Here is an 18411-nt window from a genome sequence, read left to right as displayed (position 1 = left end):
CATGAGAGGTAAAAGACAGGCGGGTATTGTCGCATGGCTGGGCTGGGGACAGGGAGTGGCCAGCATTTAGATGCTGCCTGCGCGCTGGCTGATACTGCCAATGCCGTGAGCTACGTGAGAATCTTGAACTGTGGACCGGATGGGCTGCCAAATGGCTTGCGTACATTCGAAACAACACCCGTAGCAGAGTCATAGTCATATGGCAGATGAACGGGAACCGTGAGGGAGCTGAAATCCTTCGGATTGCGGGTAACGAGCGGAATACTCCAGCGAACTGCAGTGGCACCAATGATGGCGTCGGGCAATTTGATCTTGGGTGGTTTCAACAGACTGTTACCCCTGATGCCGATTGCCAGTTCCGTGATTTCCCAGTCTATCGGGTACACCGTGAAAGTGCTGAGTACCCCATCGAGTTTTACTTTGTCCTGGGGGCGTAAACTCTCCCGAACGAAGCTCCATATAAGTGATCATGCTGATGGCGGGTTCATCGTAGGCCGCCAGTTCGACAGCTGCTTGATGACAGCCCACAAGCATGTCGATGAAAATGTTGGTATCGAAAAGGATCAGCGCCATTCGTTCCTGATCTCTTCCTGGTATTCCACACCATGATTCGGAATGTCGGTGCGACTCTTCCACATACCGGTGGCCGCCCGCAGCGCCTCTGCGCGCCGGCGACGCTGTTCTTCCAGCGTACCCGATGGTTGCATGACAGGCACGATCAAGGATTCTTGAACATTTGGTTTGGCGCTCATATGGCCTCCCTTGTGTCTATGTCTTTAGATAAGCAGTGTAGCGCAATTTCTTTGCGCTGTACTCCGTATGCTCTTTATGCATCCAATTTCTTTCCTTATCTTGGACTCCATATTGCATTACTGTAAAATATTGACAGCTTGAAAACAGTGCGCACACTTACTGAACTGTAACGATGTCCCAGCACTCCGGCGGAAGACATCGAAATTAAACCCAGCTCAACAGCTTATCGGCTACATCTCGAAAATACTTCCCTTGATGCCTGTGGGTTTAGTGCGGCTTGGCCAAAATACATTGAAGTCAGCACAGGGAAAAAATGCCAGTCACCTATAAGACTGACTAAATCCCTCTTCGGTCGCATTCGGTCCCGTGCCACGACTAGCTCTAGGATTCAAACACACTTCAGCATAAAGATTAACTAACCTTTATTCAGGGATGCTTACATGGCTATTATTTCCCCAACGGCGTTGAAGGTGGCAACCATCACGGCAGCCCTTCTTTTATCTCCTGCCTGTAGCTCCGCGAACGCACAAACGCCAGCCAATTGCACCGCCACGCTAGACCGGGCAAGCGGCTTGAAATATGTGCCGCTGCAGCAATCCCTTGCGGATCTGTCGATCAGCATCGCTAAAGGCCAGGAAAAGAATCTGGTTTTTACCGGCGCCAAATTATTGCAAGGCCCTTGCGCAGATGAGGTCCACGCCTTTCTGATGAACATGATCGCCTTCAACGACGGCGCCGTCTTTGCTGCCAATGCCAAGGGCCAATTTCCCGCTATACCCAAGGCCACGGGACTGATGAATTTCTGGGGCAGCCCGATGACTGGCGGCCATCCAGTCATAAAGGACGCCGAATTCATCACGGGCAGCAAGATCGACGGTACTGGCGCACAGCCCTCACTAAACCTTGGCCTTTGGAAAACAAGCGAGGGTTATCTGCTTGCCGCGTTTATGCGGCGAGAAAGTGGCTTTGGTGCGCCGATTGAACTTCTGCGATCCGCGCAGCAGATCAAAAGCGTGACCTTTTTCCCGTCTCCCGACACCAATACGGGCGGCTTGGGACTGGTGGTCAGTACGGAAACCGGCATCGCGCTGCTTAGCCTTGATTGGGATCACTCCGCCCTTTCAAAAGCCATGACTGCTGAATCGACAGCGAATTGACACGGCATATCACCCCAGCTTGACCACCTGCTTGCCAAAGTTCTGCCCCTTCAACAGCCCGATAAACGCTTGCGGTGCACTGGCCAGGCCTTCCGCCACGGATTCACGGAAGATCAGCTTGCCTGCCGCGACCAGATCTGCCAGTTCTGCCAGCCCTTGCGGCCACCATTCCATATGTTCTGAGACGATAAAGCCGCGCACGGTGAGGCGGTTGGTGAGGATCAAACGGAAGTTGTTGATCGGTGTTGCTTCGCCGTTATAGCCGGCGATCCAGCCGCAGATGGCGATGCGGCCGAAGGCGTTGCTGCGGGCCAGCACGGCGTCGAAGATGGCGCCGCCCACGTTTTCAAAGACGGCGTCGATACCGTCGGGCGTGGCTGCCGCCAGGTCGGCTTCAAGATTGCCAGCCTTGTAATCGATGCAGGCGTCAAACCCCAGCGTGTCGACCACATACGCGCATTTCTCGGCGCCGCCGGCAATGCCGACCACCCTGCAACCCTTCAGTTTCGCCAGTTGGCCCACCACGCTGCCGACTGCCCCGCTGGCAGCCGAGACGACTACCGTTTCGCCAGCCTTGGGGGCCATGATCTGGTTCAAGCCATACCAGGCCGTCATGCCCGGCATGCCCACCGCGCCCAGGTAGGCCGAGGCGGGAATGCGCGTGGTGTCGACCTTGCGCAAGATGCTGCCGTCCGACACGGCGATTTCCGTCCAGCCCAGGCGGCCCTCGACCATGTCGCCCACGGCAAACCTGGAATTCTTGGAAGCGATCACCTCGCCCACGGTGCCGCCGACCATGGTGTCATCCAGAGCTTGCGCCGCCGCATAACTCTTGCCCTCATTCATGCGCCCGCGCATATACGGATCGAGCGACAGATAATGATTGCGGATCAGCAGCTGGCCGTCGGCGATAGCCGGGATGTCCAGTGTTTCAAGCCGAAAATGTTCGGGGAGTACTTCGCCGCTGGGGCGGGAAGCGAGGACGATACGTTGGAAGGTGGGCATGCGGGCTCCTGTCAATTAGATTTCATAGTCCATGCATTGGCGGGCTTCACGCAACGCACCAAAGAATGGTTTGATCTTCACGTGTTCGGGATGGTTTTGATAAGCGTCGAGCGCTTCGCGGCTGGCAAATTCGCTGTAGAGCACGATGTCGTAGGTGGCTTCCAGGCCGGGCTGGGCCACGATGGCTTCAAATTTCAATATGCCGGGTACGACGTTGGAACAGCCGTCCAGTAAAGCCTTGAGTTTCAATGCGTTGGCAGCGCGGTCGGCGCCTTCGGCGTAGTCTTTGAGTTTCCAGAAAACGATGTGCTTGATCATGGTGGCCTGCTGGCGGTGAGAAATGAAGCATTACTGTAACCGTTATCGCCCTGCCTTGCAGGCCACCTCCAGAATGGGTTTATCTAAAAATCAGACGACTTCGAACAGTCCCGCCGCACCTTGCCCGCCGCCTATGCACATGGTGACGACCACGTATTTCACGCCGCGGCGCTTGCCTTCGATCAAGGCGTGGCCCGTCAGGCGCGCGCCCGAGACGCCATACGGGTGGCCGACCGCAATTGCGCCGCCGTTCACGTTCAGGCGGTCCATCGGGATGCCCAGGGTGTCGGCGCAATACAATACCTGCACGGCGAACGCTTCATTCAATTCCCACAGGCCGATGTCGGCCACCGTCAGGCCTGCTTTTTTCAGCAGTTTCGGGATCGCGTAGACGGGACCGACACCCATTTCATCGGGTTCGCAGCCGGCCACGGCAAAACCGCGGAAGATGCCCAGCGGCTGCAAGCCTTTCGCTTCGGCCACTTTTGCATTCATCACGATGGCCATCGACGCGCCATCGGAAAACTGGCTGGCGTTGCCGGCGCTGATCACGCCGCCTTCGATGGCCGGGCGGATTTTCGACACGCCTTCGTAGGTCGTGTCCGCGCGGATGCCTTCATCGGCGGCAATCGTCACTTCGCGCGACAGCAGCATGCCGCTGGCCTTGTCGGCCACGCCCATGATGGTGGTCATCGGCACGATTTCGGCGTTGAACAGGCCGGCTGCCTGCGCGCTGGCGGCGCGCTGCTGGCTTTGCGCGCCGTATTGGTCCTGGCGTTCGCGGCTGATGTGATAGCGTTTGGCGACGGTTTCCGCCGTTTGCAGCATGGGACTATACACTTCCGGCTTGTGCTGCTGCAACCAGGTTTCGCGGACCATATGCTTGTTCATTTCATTTTGCACGCAGGAAATCGATTCCACGCCGCCCGCCGCATAGATATCGCCTTCGCCGGCAATGATGCGCTGTGCCGCCAGGGCAATCGCCTGCAAGCCCGAGGAACAGAAACGGTTGACAGTCATGCCGGCCGTGCTCACGGGGCAGCCACCGCGCAGCGCGATCTGGCGTGCAATATTGCCGCCCGTCGCGCCTTCAGGGAAAGCGCAGCCGGCGATCACGTCTTCCACTTCGCCCGCCTCGATCTGCGCACGCGTGATGGCGGCCGCCAGCACGTGGCCGCCCAGAGTGGCGCCATGCGTCATGTTGAACGCGCCCTTCCAGGATTTGGCCAGGCCCGTGCGGGCAGTCGATACGATAACGGCGTCATTCATTGCATGTCTCCTTTGGGGATTATTTTAGTGGTCTGTCAGCGAGAAGAATAGCATGCTTAAGTACGGTCGTTCGTAAAAATGTCAGGCCCGATTTTGTAAGTTTGGCGTAAGTTTCAAGCAAGCCTGACGTAAGGTTCGGGGAACACACTTCCTTGCAGCTGTTGCAAGAATGGTCAGAAGACCTCGGCAACGGTTCACTATAATGATAGATAGGGAGACACATCATGGCATCATCACCCGGCTCGGCCGACGTGCGGAAAGTTTCCACCAAGGGAACACCGATCACGCCAGAGGAACGCAAGGTCATCTTTGCATCTTCGCTCGGTACTGTTTTCGAATGGTACGATTTTTATCTGTACGGTTCGCTCGCTTCCATCATCGCCAAGCAATTCTTTATCGGCGACCCCACCACCACCTTTATTTTCGCGCTGCTGGCCTTTGCCGCCGGCTTCATCGTGCGCCCCTTCGGCGCGCTGGTGTTCGGCCGCCTGGGCGACATGATAGGCCGTAAATACACCTTTTTGATCACCATTTTGATCATGGGCGGTTCCACCTTCATCGTCGGCCTGCTGCCGGGCCACGCCTCGATCGGTATCGCGGCGCCCATCATCCTGGTTTTCCTGCGCATCTTGCAAGGCCTGGCGCTGGGTGGTGAGTATGGCGGTGCGGCAACCTATGTGGCCGAACATGCGCCGGAAGGCAAGCGCGGCGCCTTTACGGCCTGGATACAAACCACGGCCACCCTGGGCTTCTTCCTGTCGCTGCTCGTCATCCTGGGCACCCGCCTGGCCACTGGCGAGGCGGCGTTTGAAGCCTGGGGCTGGCGCATACCTTTCCTGGTGTCCATCGTGCTGCTGGGTATTTCCGTCTGGATCCGCCTGGCCATGAATGAATCGCCGGCGTTTGCCAAGATGAAAGCCGAAGGCAAGACCTCGAAAGCGCCGCTGACGGAAGCCTTCGGCCGCTGGAAGAACCTGAAGATCGTCATCCTGGCCCTGATCGGCCTGACCGCCGGCCAGGCCGTGGTCTGGTACACAGGCCAGTTCTATGCCCTGTTCTTCATGACGCAGACCCTGAAAGTGGACCTGGCCACGGCCACCATTCTGGTCGCCATCGCCCTGTTGCTGGCGACCCCATTCTTCCTGTTCTTCGGCAGCCTGTCGGACCGCATCGGCCGCAAATACATCATCCTGGGCGGCTGCCTGATTGCCGCGGCGACGTACTTCCCCATCTTCAATGGCTTGACACACTTTGCCAACCCGCAGCTGGAAGCGGCGCTGAAGAACTCGCCTGTAGTGGTGGTGGCGGACCCTGCGTCCTGTCACTTCCAGTTCAATATGACGGGTACCACCAAGTTCCCTTCGTCATGCGACATCGCCGCCGGTTTCCTGACGAACAGCTCGGTGAACTACACCAAGGAAGATGCACCGGCCGGTAGCATCGCCAAGGTACGCATCGGCACCAGGGAAATCACCTCGTTCAACGCCGTCATGACAGCCGACGGCCTGAACTTCGACGCCGACAGCAAGGCCCACGAAGCAGCGCTCAAGAAAGAGATCGGCGCCGCCATCAAGGAAGCGGGCTATCCTGCCAAGGCTGACCCTGAACAGATCAACAAGCCGATGGTGGTCTTGCTGCTGTTCATACTGGTGCTGTACGTGACCATGGTCTACGGTCCGATCGCCGCCATGCTGGTGGAAATGTTCCCTACCCGCATACGCTACACCTCGATGTCCCTGCCCTACCATATCGGCAACGGCTGGTTCGGCGGCTTGCTGCCCACCACGGCCTTCGCGCTGGTGGCCTTCAAGGGCGATATTTATTATGGCTTGTGGTATCCGATCATCGTGGCCCTGGCAACGGTGGTGATCGGCACCCTGTTTGTCAGCGAAACCAAGGATAACAATATCTACGCCGACGATTAAGCGCATGCAGATGCTCCGGCCGCAAGGCTGGAGTTGTAAAGCAAAACGCCGCTGATATGCTCAGCGGCGTTTTTTTATTCAAGGGCGAGTTACTTGTCAGCCGCAGCTGTTTTCTGTTGCTGGCCACGCTGCTGCACATATTCCTGGTAACTGGTCTGGTTGCGCTTGCGGCAAGCGTTGCGGTCATCAAAGTTATTGAGACTATTGCAATAGTCACCGATCTTGTCCCGATTCGCGTCATACAACACTTCGCAGCCGGTGGTGGCTAACAGACAGCTTAAGATCAGATATTTCATTGCATCTCTCATAGCGGGTTGTGAACAAAACGGCATGGCAAAAGCTATCAACTTGCCAGCTTGATAAAGCGGCGACTCAATCTTAACGCGATCTTGCGGTTCCCGACAAGCCTGAGATCATTACTTACTAGAAAGGCTGCTGTGAACGCGAGGCCAGGTCCTCATCGCGCAGCAAGGGATTCTCGGCCGCAAATGCCGCCAGATGTTCCAGCAACACCCGCACCCTTGCCGGCAGATAACGCCGTTGGGGCCAGACGGCGTAGACATGGCGCGGCAGCGGCATCCAGTCGGGCAGCACGCGCACCAGGGCGCCGTCGGCCACTGCGTTGCGGCATTGCAGCAGCGGACACAGCAAGATGCCTATGCCCGCCTCGGCCATGTCGACAGCCAGGCGCATTTCATTGACGCGCAGCCGCGCCTGCGGCTGCAGCACCATTTCGGCGCCATCGCCAGGGCGCCGCAAGCGCCAGCTGCGTAAAGGCTCGGCCACGATCAGCTCATGGCGCTCCAGGTCAAGCAAGTTGTGCGGCACGCCGGTGCGCGCCAGATAGGACGGCGCGGCCACCATCACCAGCGAGGCGCTGCCCAGGCGGCGCTGCATCAGCGAGGAATCGTCGAGCGTACCCACGCGGACGGCCATGTCGGCGCCACTGACCACCAGGTCCTGCAGCCGGTTCGACACGTCCAGTTCCAGCTGGATGTCGGGATACTTGTGCATGAAGCTGACCCAGGCCGGTGTCAGCAAGCCGCTGGCGAAGTCGACCGGCGCCAGCACGCGGATGCTGCCCGAGACAGCCGACAGGCTGGCGTCAAGCTGCTGCGTGGCCTGGCGCAGGGCATGCACCAAGGGCCGGCATTGTTCATAGTATTGCCAGCCTTCCGCCGTCGGCTGCAAGCGGCGCGCGCTGCGGTTCAGCAAGCGGTAGCCCAGCTGGCTTTCCAGCTTTTGCAATCGCCGCGTGACGGTGGCCGGCGGCAAGTTCTCTTTTAAGGCCGCCGCGTTCAGGCTGCCGGCCTCCACGATGGTCACGAACAGGGCGAGATCGTCGAGCATGATTTCATTCCTGGAATTTGAAATTAAAAATTTGACTCTAGCATAGATTATCGCAAGTCTTTACGCTGCAGTCTTCTCAACTCAACAAGAAAGAACAACCATGTCCGACGCCATGCGCCTGCGCCTAGTATTTTCCCTGCTGATGTCATTCGTGATGAGCCTGCTGATGAGCGCCTGGGTGACCTGGCTCAATATCGGCCTGCATCCCGACTTCATGCTGCGCTGGCGCCACGCCTTCCTGGCTGCCTGGCCGGTGGCCTTCACGGTCGTCATCCTGTGCGCACCCACGGTGCAAGGACTGAGCCGCAAACTGATCGGCAAGCTGATCGATAAATAAGGCGGCGGTGACCTGCCAGGTTAGGCTATGCTAGGCTTTCTCTTTTACCATGAAAACTGCCCATGCTAGACCACGTTTCCCTCACCGTCAGCGACCTGGTGCGCTCCGAACGTTTTTATGACGCCATCTTTGCTGCGCTGGGCGTGGTCAAGGTGGGCAGCGAACACAGCGAAGCATGGATAGGCTACGGCGAGCGCAGCGATGCCGACCACCCCGAACGCAGCTATTTTTCCGTGCGCCTGGGGCCGACGCCCGACGACGCGCCGCGCCGCCACACCTGCTTCAAGGCCCCCACGCGCGCGGCCGTCGACGCCTTCTGGCATGCGGGCGTTGCCAATGGCGGCATCGACCTGGGCGCACCGGGTTTGCGCCATTACCACGCCAGCTATTACGCGGCTTTTCTCTACGATCCTGACGGTAACCGCATCGAAGCCGTATGCCACCAGCCCGATAAAGACTAAAACAAAGCAATTTCCCCTCTGTTCGGCGTTTCCACATGGGCACGATTTGCCTATAATGGCTGGCACGCATTCATGAACCTTAAAGGAAATCCATGCCGTCTTTGATCGCAGCGCGCCCCGCGCAGGCCATCCTGCTCAGTTCCCTGAGCCTCTTGCTGTCTGCCTGCGCCTCGTCTGGCGCCAAGCTCGATGCGACGGCCAGCGCCACCCTGCCCGATGCGACCATCGCCTATACCCTGGCGGGACATGGCAAACCAACCGTGGTATTCCAGTCGGGCCTGGGCGATGGCAAGGATGTGTGGGCGGGCGTGTTGCCCGACGCGGCCAAGCACTACACGGTGCTGGCCTATGACCGGCCCGGTTATGGCGCCAGCCCGAAAACGGCCGCGCCGCGCGACCCATGCACGGTGGCCGAGCAGCAGCACCAGTTGCTGGCAAAGCTGGGGCTAAAGCCGCCGTATGTGCTGGTCGGCAATTCTCTGGGCGGCTTGTACCAGTATGTGTATGCAAAACTCTATCCGCAGGAGGTAGCCGGCCTGGTCTTGCTCGACCCTACCCATCCCGACCATTGGCGCCGCATGCAAAACGATGCGCCCGCCTCGGCCATGGCCATGAAAACCATGCGCACGGTGATGTTCAATGCCACGGAAACGGCCGAATTCGATGCCCAGACCCAGTGCCTGGAACGCATCGACCTGCGCACGCCACCGCGCACGCCGGCCATGCTGCTGGTGCGCGGCAAGTTCAGCATTGATGAAATGGGTTCCTACGAAACCATGGTGCATGCACAAGAGAATGACTGGCTGCGCCTGTCCGGCGCACCCAGGGTCGAGCGCGTCACGGGCGCCGGTGCGACCATCCAGAAAGACAATCCGGTGATCGTCAATGAGGCGATCAAGACGGTGTTGAAGCAGAAGTAGCAGTAAAAAAAGGGCAGATGATTCTGCCCTTGTCGTTTTTAGCCAGCCGTTCAGCCGTTAAAACCCTTGCCCTCGCCCGCCAGCTTCACCAGCAAGGGCGCCGGGGTCCAGGCTTCGCCGTGGCGGCCGCGCGCGTAGCCGGCGATGCTCTCTAACACATTCGGCAAGCCCACCGTATCGGCGTAGAACATCGGGCCGCCACGGAACAGGGGGAAGCCGTAACCGGTCAGGTACACCATATCGATATCCGAAGCGCGCAGGGCGATGCCCTCTTCCAGGATGCGCGCGCCTTCATTGACCAGCGCATACACCAGGCGTTCGACGATTTCCTGGTCGCTGATCTTGCGCCGCGCCAAACCGATGTCGTCCGAATGCTGGATGATCATGGCGTCTACCTGTTCGGACGGATACGCCTTGCGGTCGCCCGCCTTGTAGTCATACCAGCCGACGCCCGTCTTCTGGCCATAACGCCCCAGTTCGCACAGCAGGTCGGCCGTCTTCGAATAGGTGACGTCCGGTTTTTCCACGTAGCGGCGCTTGCGGATGGCCCAGCCGATATCGTTGCCGGCCAGGTCGCCCATGCGGAACGGGCCCATGGCAAAGCCGAATTTCTCGGCCGCCTTGTCGACTTGTTCCGGCAAGCAACCTTCTTCCAGCAGGAAGCCGGCCTGGCGGCTGTATTGCTCGATCATGCGGTTGCCGATGAAGCCATCGCAGACACCCGAGACCACGCCGGTCTTTTTCAATTTCTTCGATAACGCCAGCGCGGTGGCCAGCACATCCTTGCCGGTGGCCTCGCCACGGACGATTTCCAGCAGTTTCATGACGTTCGCCGGGCTGAAGAAATGTGTGCCGATCACGTCTTGCGGGCGTTTGGTAAAGCTGGCGATCTTGTCCAGGTCCAGGGTCGAGGTGTTCGAGGCCAAAATGGCGCCCGGCTTCATGACATCATCGAGTTTCCTGAAGACGGCTTCTTTCACGCCCAGCTCTTCAAACACGGCTTCGATCACGATGTCGGCCTGTGCAATCGCTTCGTAGGCCAAGGTGCCGCTGACCAAGGCGATGCGCTGCTCAGCCTTCTCTTGCGTCAGCTTGCCCTTCTTGACGGTGTTTTCGTAATTCTTGCGGATGGTGGCCAGGCCCTTGTCCAGCGCTTCCTGCTTCGTTTCCAGCAAGGTCACGGGTATGCCCGCGTTGGCGAAATTCATGGCGATGCCGCCGCCCATGGTGCCCGCGCCCACGATGGCCGCTGTGGCGATGATGCGCACGGGCGTGTCGGCTGGCACGTCCGGCACCTTGCTGGCCACGCGTTCGGCAAAGAAGGCGTGGCGCAAGGCTTTCGACTCGGGCGACTGCACCAGTTGCATGAACAGTTCGCGCTCGAATTTCAAGCCCTCATCGAATTTCATGGTCACGGCGGCCGCCACCGCTTCCACGCATTTCAATGGCGCAGGGAATGGGCCGGACATGGCTTGCACGGTATTGCGTGAAAATTGCAGGAACGCTTCATGATTCGGGTAATCCACCTTGCGCTCGCGCACTTTCGGCAGCGGACGCAGCTCGGCCACTTTGGTGGCGAAAGCCACGGCGGCCGTCAGCAAGTCCACACCCGGCGCGGTGACTTCATCGAACAGGGCCGTGCCGGCCAGCTTTTCGGATAACACGGGCGTACCGGAAACAATCATATTGAGCGCCACTTCCAGGCCCAGCACTCTAGGCAGGCGCTGCGTGCCGCCCGCGCCCGGCAAGATGCCCAGTTTGACTTCCGGCAACGCCATTTGCGCACCCGGCGAGGCCACGCGGTAATTGCAGCCCAGCGCCAGCTCCAGGCCGCCGCCCATGCAGACGCTGTGAATGGCCGCCACCACCGGCTTGGTCGCACTTTCCACCACATTGATCAGGGTATGCAAGGTCGGTTCGGTCAGGGCTTTCGGCGAATTGAATTCCTTGATGTCGGCGCCGCCCGAAAAGGCTTTGCCGGCGCCCGTGATGACGATGGCTTTGACGGCCTCATCGCCCAGCGCCTGGCGTATGCCCGCGACGGCCGCCGTGCGGGTCGCCAGGCCCAGCCCGTTAACAGGTGGGTTGCTCAGCGTGATGACGGCTACGGAGCCATGAACTTGGTATTCGGCGGTCATTGTCTCTTCCTTGTTATATGGGTGCATGAGTATGAAGCTTTACTATACCGTAAAAAGTACGGCCGTATTATTCTATCCGCCCAAAATGCAGGCTGGCCAGGCCCGTCCAGCCAGCAGAAGCTATCAAACACATACCCTTGAAAATAATAAAATATTAATATCAATGGCAAGCTTGCATCGGGCTAAAAACACTTTCATTTACCGGGAAATGCGAAGAAAACCACGCGTAAAACATTATTTATGTGTTCCCCTTGTTTTTCAGTAAACGCTGGGGAATAATAAAAAATATTGATTCAAATCAATACTCTGCAATTGGTTTACCATAAGGCAATCCATAGAAAAATAAATCCTGCCGATTAGCGATCAGATATTCTCACCAATTATCACGGAGTTGCGTGTTGACACAATAACATTCTCTCCATTTGTAACGAATCAGCAGTACCAGCATACATCGTTACTTATTCCTCGACCCCATTGAAGGAAATATTATGGACGCTGCAAGCCATGTCAGTCACTCCCAGGATCTGGACCTACAAGCAATCAATACGGCGCTCAACAGAGTCCAGGCGGTGATCGAGTTCGAACTCGACGGCACCATCCTGCATGCCAACGACAATTTCCTGAAAGTGCTGGGCTATAGCCTGGCCGAGGTACAGGGCAAGCATCACGCCATCTTTTGCGACCCCGACTACGCGCAAACGCCAGAATACCGCGAATTCTGGGCCAGGCTGGGACGCGGCGAATTCGACCAGGGCGATTACAAGCGCCGCGCCAGGGATGGCCACGAAGTCTGGATCAATGCTTCTTATAATCCCGTGTTCGACGCCGACGGCAAACCATATAAAGTCATCAAGTTCGCCACCGACATCACGGCCAGCAAGCGCCGCAATGCGGAATATGAAGGCAAGGTCAGCGCCATCGGCAAGGCGCAGGCCGTGATTGAATTCGACACGCACGGCGTGGTGCTGGACGCCAACCCGAACTTCCTGGCCGTGATGGGTTATGAACTCGATGAAATCAAGGGCGAACATCACCGCATGTTTTGCGACACGGAATTTGCCAACAGCCCCGATTACAAGAAGTTCTGGCAAAAACTGGCGCGTGGCGAATTCGATAGCGGCCGTTACAAACGCATCGGCAATCACGGCAAGGTGGTGTGGATACAAGCAACCTACAATCCCATCCTCGACCTCAATGGCAAGCCGTATAAAGTAGTCAAGTTCGCCATCGACATCACCGACCAGGTCAATCTGGAAAACAGCATCAAGACGCGCGCCGCCAATGACAGCCGCAAGGTCGATGCGCTGCTGGCCTCGGTGGCACGCGCCGCGCAAGGCGACCTGACCTGCAATATCACGCCCGAGGGTGATGAACCTATCGATTTATTGGCTGGCGGCATAGGCAAGATGATTGTCGACCTGCGCGGCGTGATCGGCACCGTGGTAGCCGCCGCCAACGGTTTTGCCGATGCCTCGCACGCGATTGCCGAACGGGCAACGGGCGTGGCCGTGGGCACGCAGGCACTGGGCGCCACCGTGGAAGAAATGAATGCTTCCATTGATGGCTTGACGTTTTCCATCAATTCCATCGCAGAAAACACCTCCAGCGCCGATTTCCTGGCCAAGGCCACGCAGCAGGAAGCCGAAGCGGGCGCGCGCGCCGTCGCCAAGTCGATCGAGGCGATGGACCTGATCAACCGCTCGTCCGAAGACATAGGCGAAATCGTCAAGGTGATCAGCGAAATTGCCAGCCAGACCAATATGCTGGCCTTTAATGCGGCCATCGAGGCGGCCCGCGCAGGCGAACACGGCCTGGGCTTTTCCGTGGTCGCCGACGAAGTGCGCAAGCTGGCCGAACGCTCCTCGCAAGCCACCAAGGAAATCTCCAAGCTGATCAACGAGTCCGTCAAGCGGGTCTCTACCGGCAGCGAGATTTCGAAGCAGGCCAGCGACGCCTTCGACAAGATCGTCTCGGGTGTCGCCAAGACCACCTTGGCCATTTCCGACATTTCCAAGGCTGCCAACGAGCAATTGCTGACGGCGCGCGAAGTATCCACGGCGATCCAGTACATCGCCGAGGAAACCGAGAAATCGGCCGCCAACTGCGACAGCATCGCCCGCTCGACCGATAGCCTGAACGAGCGCGCAGGCGGCTTGAACCAGACTGTCTCCGGCTTCGTGGTGTAAGCCATGACGCATGCTCCCGCCCTGACGCCCGAAGTCCTGACGACTTTGATCGCCCTGGTGCGCGAGCATACGGGCATTGCCATGACGCAAAGAAAGAGCATCTTGCTGGAACGGCGCTTGCAGCCACGGCTGCAGGAGCTGTCCCTGCACAGTTATCAGGACTATCTGGACCGCGTGGTGAGCGACCGTGATGAAGTGGCGCATTTCATCGATCTGGTGACCACCAACGACACCCTGTTTTTCCGTACGCCACAGGTGTGGGATTATTTTCGCGACCGCTACCTGCCCGGCTGGACCCGCGCCCATCCGGGGCAAACCCTGAAAATATGGTCGGCGGCGGCCGCCAGCGGCGAAGAGCTGTATTCGATCGCCATGCTGTGCGAGCAATTCCAGCAGCAAGTACCCAGCTTTCGCTATCAGATCCTGGCCAGCGATATTTCACAGCAAATCCTGGGTCTCGCCAAGGCGGGCCAATACAGCGGGCGCTCGGTCGAACGCATCCGTCTGTCACACCCGGACTTGCTGCGTAAATATTTCACCGCTTCGCCGTATGGCGTGCAAGTCAATCAGCAATTGAAGCAGAACGTCAGTTTCGCGCTGCACAACCTGCTCGAACCGCTGCGTCCCCCGCAACGTTTCGATCTGGTGTTCCTGCGCAATGTGCTGATTTATTTCGATGCCGAGCACCAGGAAACGGTGTTGCGGCAGGCGCGCCATAGCCTCAAGGATGATGGCCGGCTGATCCTGGGTGAATCGGAAACGATTGCCCGCCTGGCTACCGGCTACCAATTTGAGTTTCCCATGATCTACAAAACAGCTGAGGCATGATGCAGACGATGACGAGCAGCGGCGGCCGCACCCGCGCGACGCGACAGGAACACTTGCAGCAGGTGGCCATGGGCCAATTGAGCGTGGGCACGCAGGAAGAGCAGCTGCAAGCCCTGCTCGGTTCCTGCATCGGCATCGGCTTCATCTGGAAAAAAGGCCGCTGCTGCGGCCTGGCCCATTGTTTATTACCGGAAGCTCCAGCGGGTGGCAGCGCAAGCGAGCGCGGCGTGGGCGCCCGCTATGTGAGCCAGGCCGTGCCCTCGCTCTTGCGCATGATGGGCGCGAGGGTGGCCGACTACCCTGACATCGAAGTGATACTGGCCGGCGGCGCCAGCATGTTTGGCCCCAGCACCAGCCAAAGCCGCTTGCAAGTTGGCAAGAAAAACGTGGAAGCGGCGCAAAAATACCTGGAACAGTGCGGCTTGCACGTGAGCTTTTGCGCCCTCGGTGGCCGGCGCGGGCGCCAGTTGCTGATCGATTGCGCCCACCACAGCTATGCCGTGACCGAAGTGGCGGCCGATGCGCCACCTGTACGCATACGCAAGGAAAGTGCTTATGGACATTGAAGCGAAGATAGAGGCGCCGCCCCAGCAAGCACCATCGCGCAATGACGCCAGCACGGAACTGTTCGGCTCGTTTTTCCTGGGCGACGATGAATTTGCCCTGCCCGCCAGTTGCATCCGCGAAGTGGTCAACTTCCCGGATAAAATCACCTCCCTGCCGCTGGCGCCCGCCTATCTGGAAGGCATGTTTACCTTGCGCGGCAGCGTGATTCCGGTAGTCAACCTGGCCCGGCTGTTTCACGCCGACGCCCCACCGGCCGCGCGCAGCCACAAGATCGCCATCCTTGATTTTCAACAAGTGCTGGTCGGCATTTTGTTTGCCGATACGGGCGAAATCCTGCGCGTGCCTGCCGCGCAGCGCAGCGCCCTGCAGTATGCGGCCGGCGATACGCACGCCGTGATTGCCGGCACCATCTTGCTCGATGGCGGCGCGCGCCTGCTGCAGGTGCTCGACCCGCAAGCCTTGATACGCATAGAAAACGTGCCCCATGTGCTGGCGCGCCAGGCTGGCGCCGGCAAAGCAGTCAATCAACTCATTAACGACCGCTACCATGCGCAAAGCGAGCGGCGCCAGTGCGTGAGTTTCCACGCGGCCGGCTCCACCTTTGCCTTTGAAATGGGCGCCATCCAGGAAATCATCCGCGTGCCAGAGCTGCACAGCTCGGTATTGAATAGCGAACTGTGCCTGGGCCGCATCCATTTTCGCGGCAGCCAGGTGGCGGTAGTCGATTTCAGCGCCCTGCTGCACGCCTCCGGCGCGGCGACGCAGGCAACACCAGAGCAGCGCATCATCGTCGTGCGCCTGGACGACGCCACAGTGGGCTTCCTGGTCGACTCGGTCGACAGCATCGTGCATTTCTTTGGCGATGAAGTGCTGCCGATTCCCTTGCTGAGCAAGACCCGCGCCGCCATGTTTGCCGGCTGCATCACGAAACCGGGCTTGGGCGACATCATCTTTCTCGACCATCGCGAAATTTTGTCACAGGCGGAAATCGTCGAGATGCGCCAGGGCCACGCGCGCCTGTATCCCGCCCAGGAAGCGGCGGCGGCTGCCAGCGGGCGCAAAGTCCAGCGCCAGGTGTATATCACTTTCACGGTAGAAAACAGCTTCGCGGTGGAAATCAAGCAGGTGCGCGAAATCATCGATTTCAGCGGCGCCATCACCAGGCCGCCCGGCATGCCGCCCTTCATGCGCGGCATCTTGAACTTGCGCCAGCAAATGATCAGCATCATCGATCTGCGCCAGCTGTACGCGATGGCGCCGCTGGCTGACGAGAGCGCCGCCAAGATCCTGATCATCGAACGGGGCGATGAGCGCTATGGTTTCCTGGTCGATGCGGTGGACAATATCATGACCATTTCAGACAGCCAGCGCTTTGCCGCCCCGCACATCATCCGCACCGGCACGCACGACGACTTGCGCAGCGAAATGGATGAAATGATCGACATCGGCAGCAAGGAAAAGCCGCAGACCCTGAGCGTGTTCCGCTGCGACCATTTGCTGGAGAAACTGGCGCAGGCCTTGCCTCGGGCAGCCTGAGCGCCAGGCTTAGATGCCCGGCAACTGATGCCCCTTGAACTGGTCGCGCAACTTGTTCTTTTGCACCTTGCCCGTGGCGCCCATGGGCAAGGCGTCGACAAACAGCACGTCGTCCGGCGTCCACCATTTGGCGATCTTGCCTTCGAAAAATTGCAGCAAGACATCGCGCTCGACCTTCATGCCGGGCCGCAAGACCACCACCAGCACGGGCCGCTCATCCCATTTCGGGTGGAACAGGCCGATGCAGGCGGCCTGCAGCACGGCCGGATGGGCCATGGCCAGGTTTTCCAGGTCGATTGTGCCTATCCACTCGCCGCCTGACTTGATCACGTCCTTGCTGCGGTCGGTAATCTGCATATAGCCATCCGCATCGATGGTGGCCACGTCGCCGGTGGGGAACCAGCCATCCTGCAGTACATCGCCGCCTTCCTGCTTGAAATACGAGGAAATGATCCACGGCCCTTTCACCAGCAAATGGCCATAGGCCACGCCATCCCACGGCAATTGCTTGCCATCATCGTCAACGATTTTCATGTCCACGCCATAGATCGCGTGGCCCTGCTTGTGCAAAATCTTGCGCTGCTCTTCCTTGCTCATGGCCAGGTGTTTGGTCTGCAAGCCGCCCGTGGTGCCCAGCGGCGACATTTCCGTCATGCCCCAGCCGTGTATCACTTCCACGCCGAACTTGTCGATCAAAATATCCATCATGGCTGGCGGACACGCCGCGCCGCCGATCACCGTGCGGCGGAAGGTGGAAAACTTCAGGTCATTCTGCAAGGCATGGTTCACCAGGCCCAGCCAGACGGTGGGCACGCCAGCCGAAAACGTCACGCCTTCCGACTCGAACAGCTCGTACAGCGACTTGCCGTCCAGCGCCGCGCCGGGAAACACCATGCGCGCGCCCGACAGGGGCACGGAATACGGCAAGCCCCAGGCATTCACGTGGAACATGGGCACCACCGGCAAGACAGTGTCGGTGGCGCGCACATTGAGCGCGCTCGGCATGGCCGAGGCATACGCGTGCAGCACCGTCGAGCGGTGCGAATACAGGGCGCCCTTGGGGTTGCCGGTGGTGCCCGAGGTGTAGCACAGGGTGGCGGCCGAGTTTTCATCGAACAGCGGCCATTCGTACTGATCCGAATGGCTGGCGATCAAGTCTTCATAGCACAGCAGGTCTGGAATGCTGCTGGCCGGCATGCGGTCACGGTCGCACATCAGCACGAAATGGCGCACGGTCGTGCAATCGGCGGCGATTTTTTCCACCACCGGCAAGAAGGTCAGGTCGAACAGCAAGACCTGGTCTTGCGCATGGTTGGCGATATAGGCGATCTGATCGGGAAACAGGCGCGGATTGATGGTATGCAGCACAGCGCCCGAACCGGAGGCCGCGTAATACACTTCCATGTGGCGATAACCGTTCCAGGCCAGGGTCGCCACCCGGTCGCCCATCTCCACGCCCAGGCCGCGCAAGGCATTGGCCAGGCGCCGCGTGCGCTGGTGGCAATCGTGATATGTGTAGCGGTGCAGATCGCCCTCCACCCGGAGCGACACGATTTCACTTCCCGCATAATGACGCGCCGCAAACTCGAGTATGCTGGAAATCAGCAAAGGCTGGTGCATCATCTGGCCCATCACTGGGCTCTGTGGAAATGTCATCGTGT

18 protein-coding genes are annotated in these 18411 nt (G+C 59.1%); 9 read left to right on the top strand and 9 right to left on the bottom strand.

Annotated elements, in window-relative coordinates; translation table 11 throughout:
• Nucleotides 1-333: 333 nt before the first annotated feature.
• Both HDE72_RS03550 and HDE72_RS03545 read right to left on the bottom strand, forming a co-directional pair.
• Nucleotides 334-573 carry a PIN domain-containing protein gene (locus tag HDE72_RS03550; RefSeq protein ID WP_183737357.1) on the bottom strand — a complete coding sequence of 80 codons (240 nt, stop codon included), beginning with the start codon at nucleotides 571-573 and terminating at the stop codon, nucleotides 334-336.
• Nucleotides 564-752, bottom strand: coding sequence for a hypothetical protein (locus tag HDE72_RS03545; protein WP_183737356.1), 189 nt, complete (start codon nucleotides 750-752; stop codon nucleotides 564-566). Before HDE72_RS03545 ends, HDE72_RS03550 begins: the two co-directional genes overlap by 10 nt.
• 441 nt (nucleotides 753-1193) lie before the next feature.
• Between HDE72_RS03545 and HDE72_RS03540 the strand changes: the two genes are divergently transcribed.
• Nucleotides 1194-1910 (top strand): hypothetical protein, encoded by a 717-nt coding sequence (locus HDE72_RS03540; RefSeq protein ID WP_183737355.1) that lies wholly within the window; start codon nucleotides 1194-1196, stop codon nucleotides 1908-1910.
• Between the two features lie 9 nt (nucleotides 1911-1919).
• Here the strand turns inward: HDE72_RS03540 and HDE72_RS03535 are convergent, their stop codons facing one another.
• The 3 genes from HDE72_RS03535 to HDE72_RS03525 form a co-directional block, all read right to left on the bottom strand.
• On the bottom strand, nucleotides 1920-2915 hold the full coding sequence (locus HDE72_RS03535) for an NADP-dependent oxidoreductase (RefSeq protein ID WP_183737354.1): 996 nt from the start codon (nucleotides 2913-2915) through the stop codon (nucleotides 1920-1922).
• 15 nt (nucleotides 2916-2930) lie between these two features.
• Nucleotides 2931-3233 (bottom strand): Dabb family protein, encoded by a 303-nt coding sequence (locus HDE72_RS03530; RefSeq protein ID WP_183737353.1) that lies wholly within the window; start codon nucleotides 3231-3233, stop codon nucleotides 2931-2933.
• A gap of 90 nt (nucleotides 3234-3323) precedes the next feature.
• Nucleotides 3324-4502: an acetyl-CoA C-acyltransferase gene (locus tag HDE72_RS03525; RefSeq protein ID WP_183737352.1), complete on the bottom strand. Its 1179-nt coding sequence runs from the start codon at nucleotides 4500-4502 to the stop codon at nucleotides 3324-3326.
• A 224-nt stretch (nucleotides 4503-4726) separates the two neighbouring features.
• On the opposite strand from HDE72_RS03525, the gene HDE72_RS03520 reads away from it, so the two are divergent.
• On the top strand, nucleotides 4727-6427 hold the full coding sequence (locus HDE72_RS03520) for an MFS transporter (RefSeq protein WP_183737351.1): 1701 nt from the start codon (nucleotides 4727-4729) through the stop codon (nucleotides 6425-6427).
• Nucleotides 6428-6516: 89 nt separating this feature from the next.
• Here the strand turns inward: HDE72_RS03520 and HDE72_RS03515 are convergent, their stop codons facing one another.
• Entirely contained in the window at nucleotides 6517-6723 is a 207-nt protein-coding gene (locus HDE72_RS03515; protein ID WP_183737350.1) for a hypothetical protein, read from the bottom strand.
• 127 nt (nucleotides 6724-6850) lie between these two features.
• Nucleotides 6851-7777, bottom strand: coding sequence for a LysR family transcriptional regulator (locus HDE72_RS03510; RefSeq protein WP_183737349.1), 927 nt, complete (start codon nucleotides 7775-7777; stop codon nucleotides 6851-6853).
• 100 nt (nucleotides 7778-7877) lie between these two features.
• Between HDE72_RS03510 and HDE72_RS03505 the strand changes: the two genes are divergently transcribed.
• From HDE72_RS03505 to HDE72_RS03495, 3 genes are all read left to right on the top strand, one after another.
• Nucleotides 7878-8114: a DUF2798 domain-containing protein gene (locus tag HDE72_RS03505; protein ID WP_183737348.1), complete on the top strand. Its 237-nt coding sequence runs from the start codon at nucleotides 7878-7880 to the stop codon at nucleotides 8112-8114.
• Nucleotides 8115-8176: 62 nt separating this feature from the next.
• Complete coding sequence (locus HDE72_RS03500; protein WP_183737347.1) at nucleotides 8177-8575, top strand: VOC family protein; 399 nt, start codon at nucleotides 8177-8179, stop codon at nucleotides 8573-8575.
• Between the two features lie 92 nt (nucleotides 8576-8667).
• Nucleotides 8668-9495: an alpha/beta fold hydrolase gene (locus HDE72_RS03495; RefSeq protein ID WP_183737346.1), complete on the top strand. Its 828-nt coding sequence runs from the start codon at nucleotides 8668-8670 to the stop codon at nucleotides 9493-9495.
• Nucleotides 9496-9545: 50 nt separating this feature from the next.
• Here HDE72_RS03495 and HDE72_RS03490 read toward each other — a convergent pair whose 3' ends face one another.
• Nucleotides 9546-11633 (bottom strand): 3-hydroxyacyl-CoA dehydrogenase NAD-binding domain-containing protein, encoded by a 2088-nt coding sequence (locus tag HDE72_RS03490; RefSeq protein ID WP_183737345.1) that lies wholly within the window; start codon nucleotides 11631-11633, stop codon nucleotides 9546-9548.
• Between the two features lie 488 nt (nucleotides 11634-12121).
• On the opposite strand from HDE72_RS03490, the gene HDE72_RS03485 reads away from it, so the two are divergent.
• From HDE72_RS03485 to HDE72_RS03470, 4 genes are read left to right on the top strand one after another with little or no spacing between them, the layout of a single operon-like run.
• A complete protein-coding gene (locus HDE72_RS03485; RefSeq protein WP_183737344.1) occupies nucleotides 12122-13819 on the top strand; it encodes a methyl-accepting chemotaxis protein in 1698 nt (565 codons plus the stop codon).
• A 3-nt stretch (nucleotides 13820-13822) separates the two neighbouring features.
• Nucleotides 13823-14647, top strand: a complete 825-nt coding sequence (locus tag HDE72_RS03480) for a CheR family methyltransferase (RefSeq protein WP_183737343.1) — start codon at nucleotides 13823-13825, stop codon at nucleotides 14645-14647.
• An 8-nt stretch (nucleotides 14648-14655) separates the two neighbouring features.
• Nucleotides 14656-15213, top strand: coding sequence for a chemotaxis protein CheD (locus HDE72_RS03475; RefSeq protein ID WP_183737662.1), 558 nt, complete (start codon nucleotides 14656-14658; stop codon nucleotides 15211-15213).
• Nucleotides 15203-16750: a chemotaxis protein CheW gene (locus HDE72_RS03470; protein ID WP_183737342.1), complete on the top strand. Its 1548-nt coding sequence runs from the start codon at nucleotides 15203-15205 to the stop codon at nucleotides 16748-16750. Before HDE72_RS03475 ends, HDE72_RS03470 begins: the two co-directional genes overlap by 11 nt.
• A gap of 9 nt (nucleotides 16751-16759) precedes the next feature.
• Here the strand turns inward: HDE72_RS03470 and HDE72_RS03465 are convergent, their stop codons facing one another.
• The gene (locus HDE72_RS03465) at nucleotides 16760-18406 is read right to left on the bottom strand and encodes a 3-(methylthio)propionyl-CoA ligase (protein ID WP_260176439.1); all 1647 of its coding nucleotides are present in this window, start codon (nucleotides 18404-18406) and stop codon (nucleotides 16760-16762) included.
• Nucleotides 18407-18411: the final 5 nt, after the last annotated feature.

The sequence above is a fragment of the Janthinobacterium saanense genome (assembly GCF_014200675.1).
GTDB lineage: Bacteria > Pseudomonadota > Gammaproteobacteria > Burkholderiales > Burkholderiaceae_D > Janthinobacterium.
This window is presented reverse-complemented; position numbering and strand designations above follow the sequence as displayed.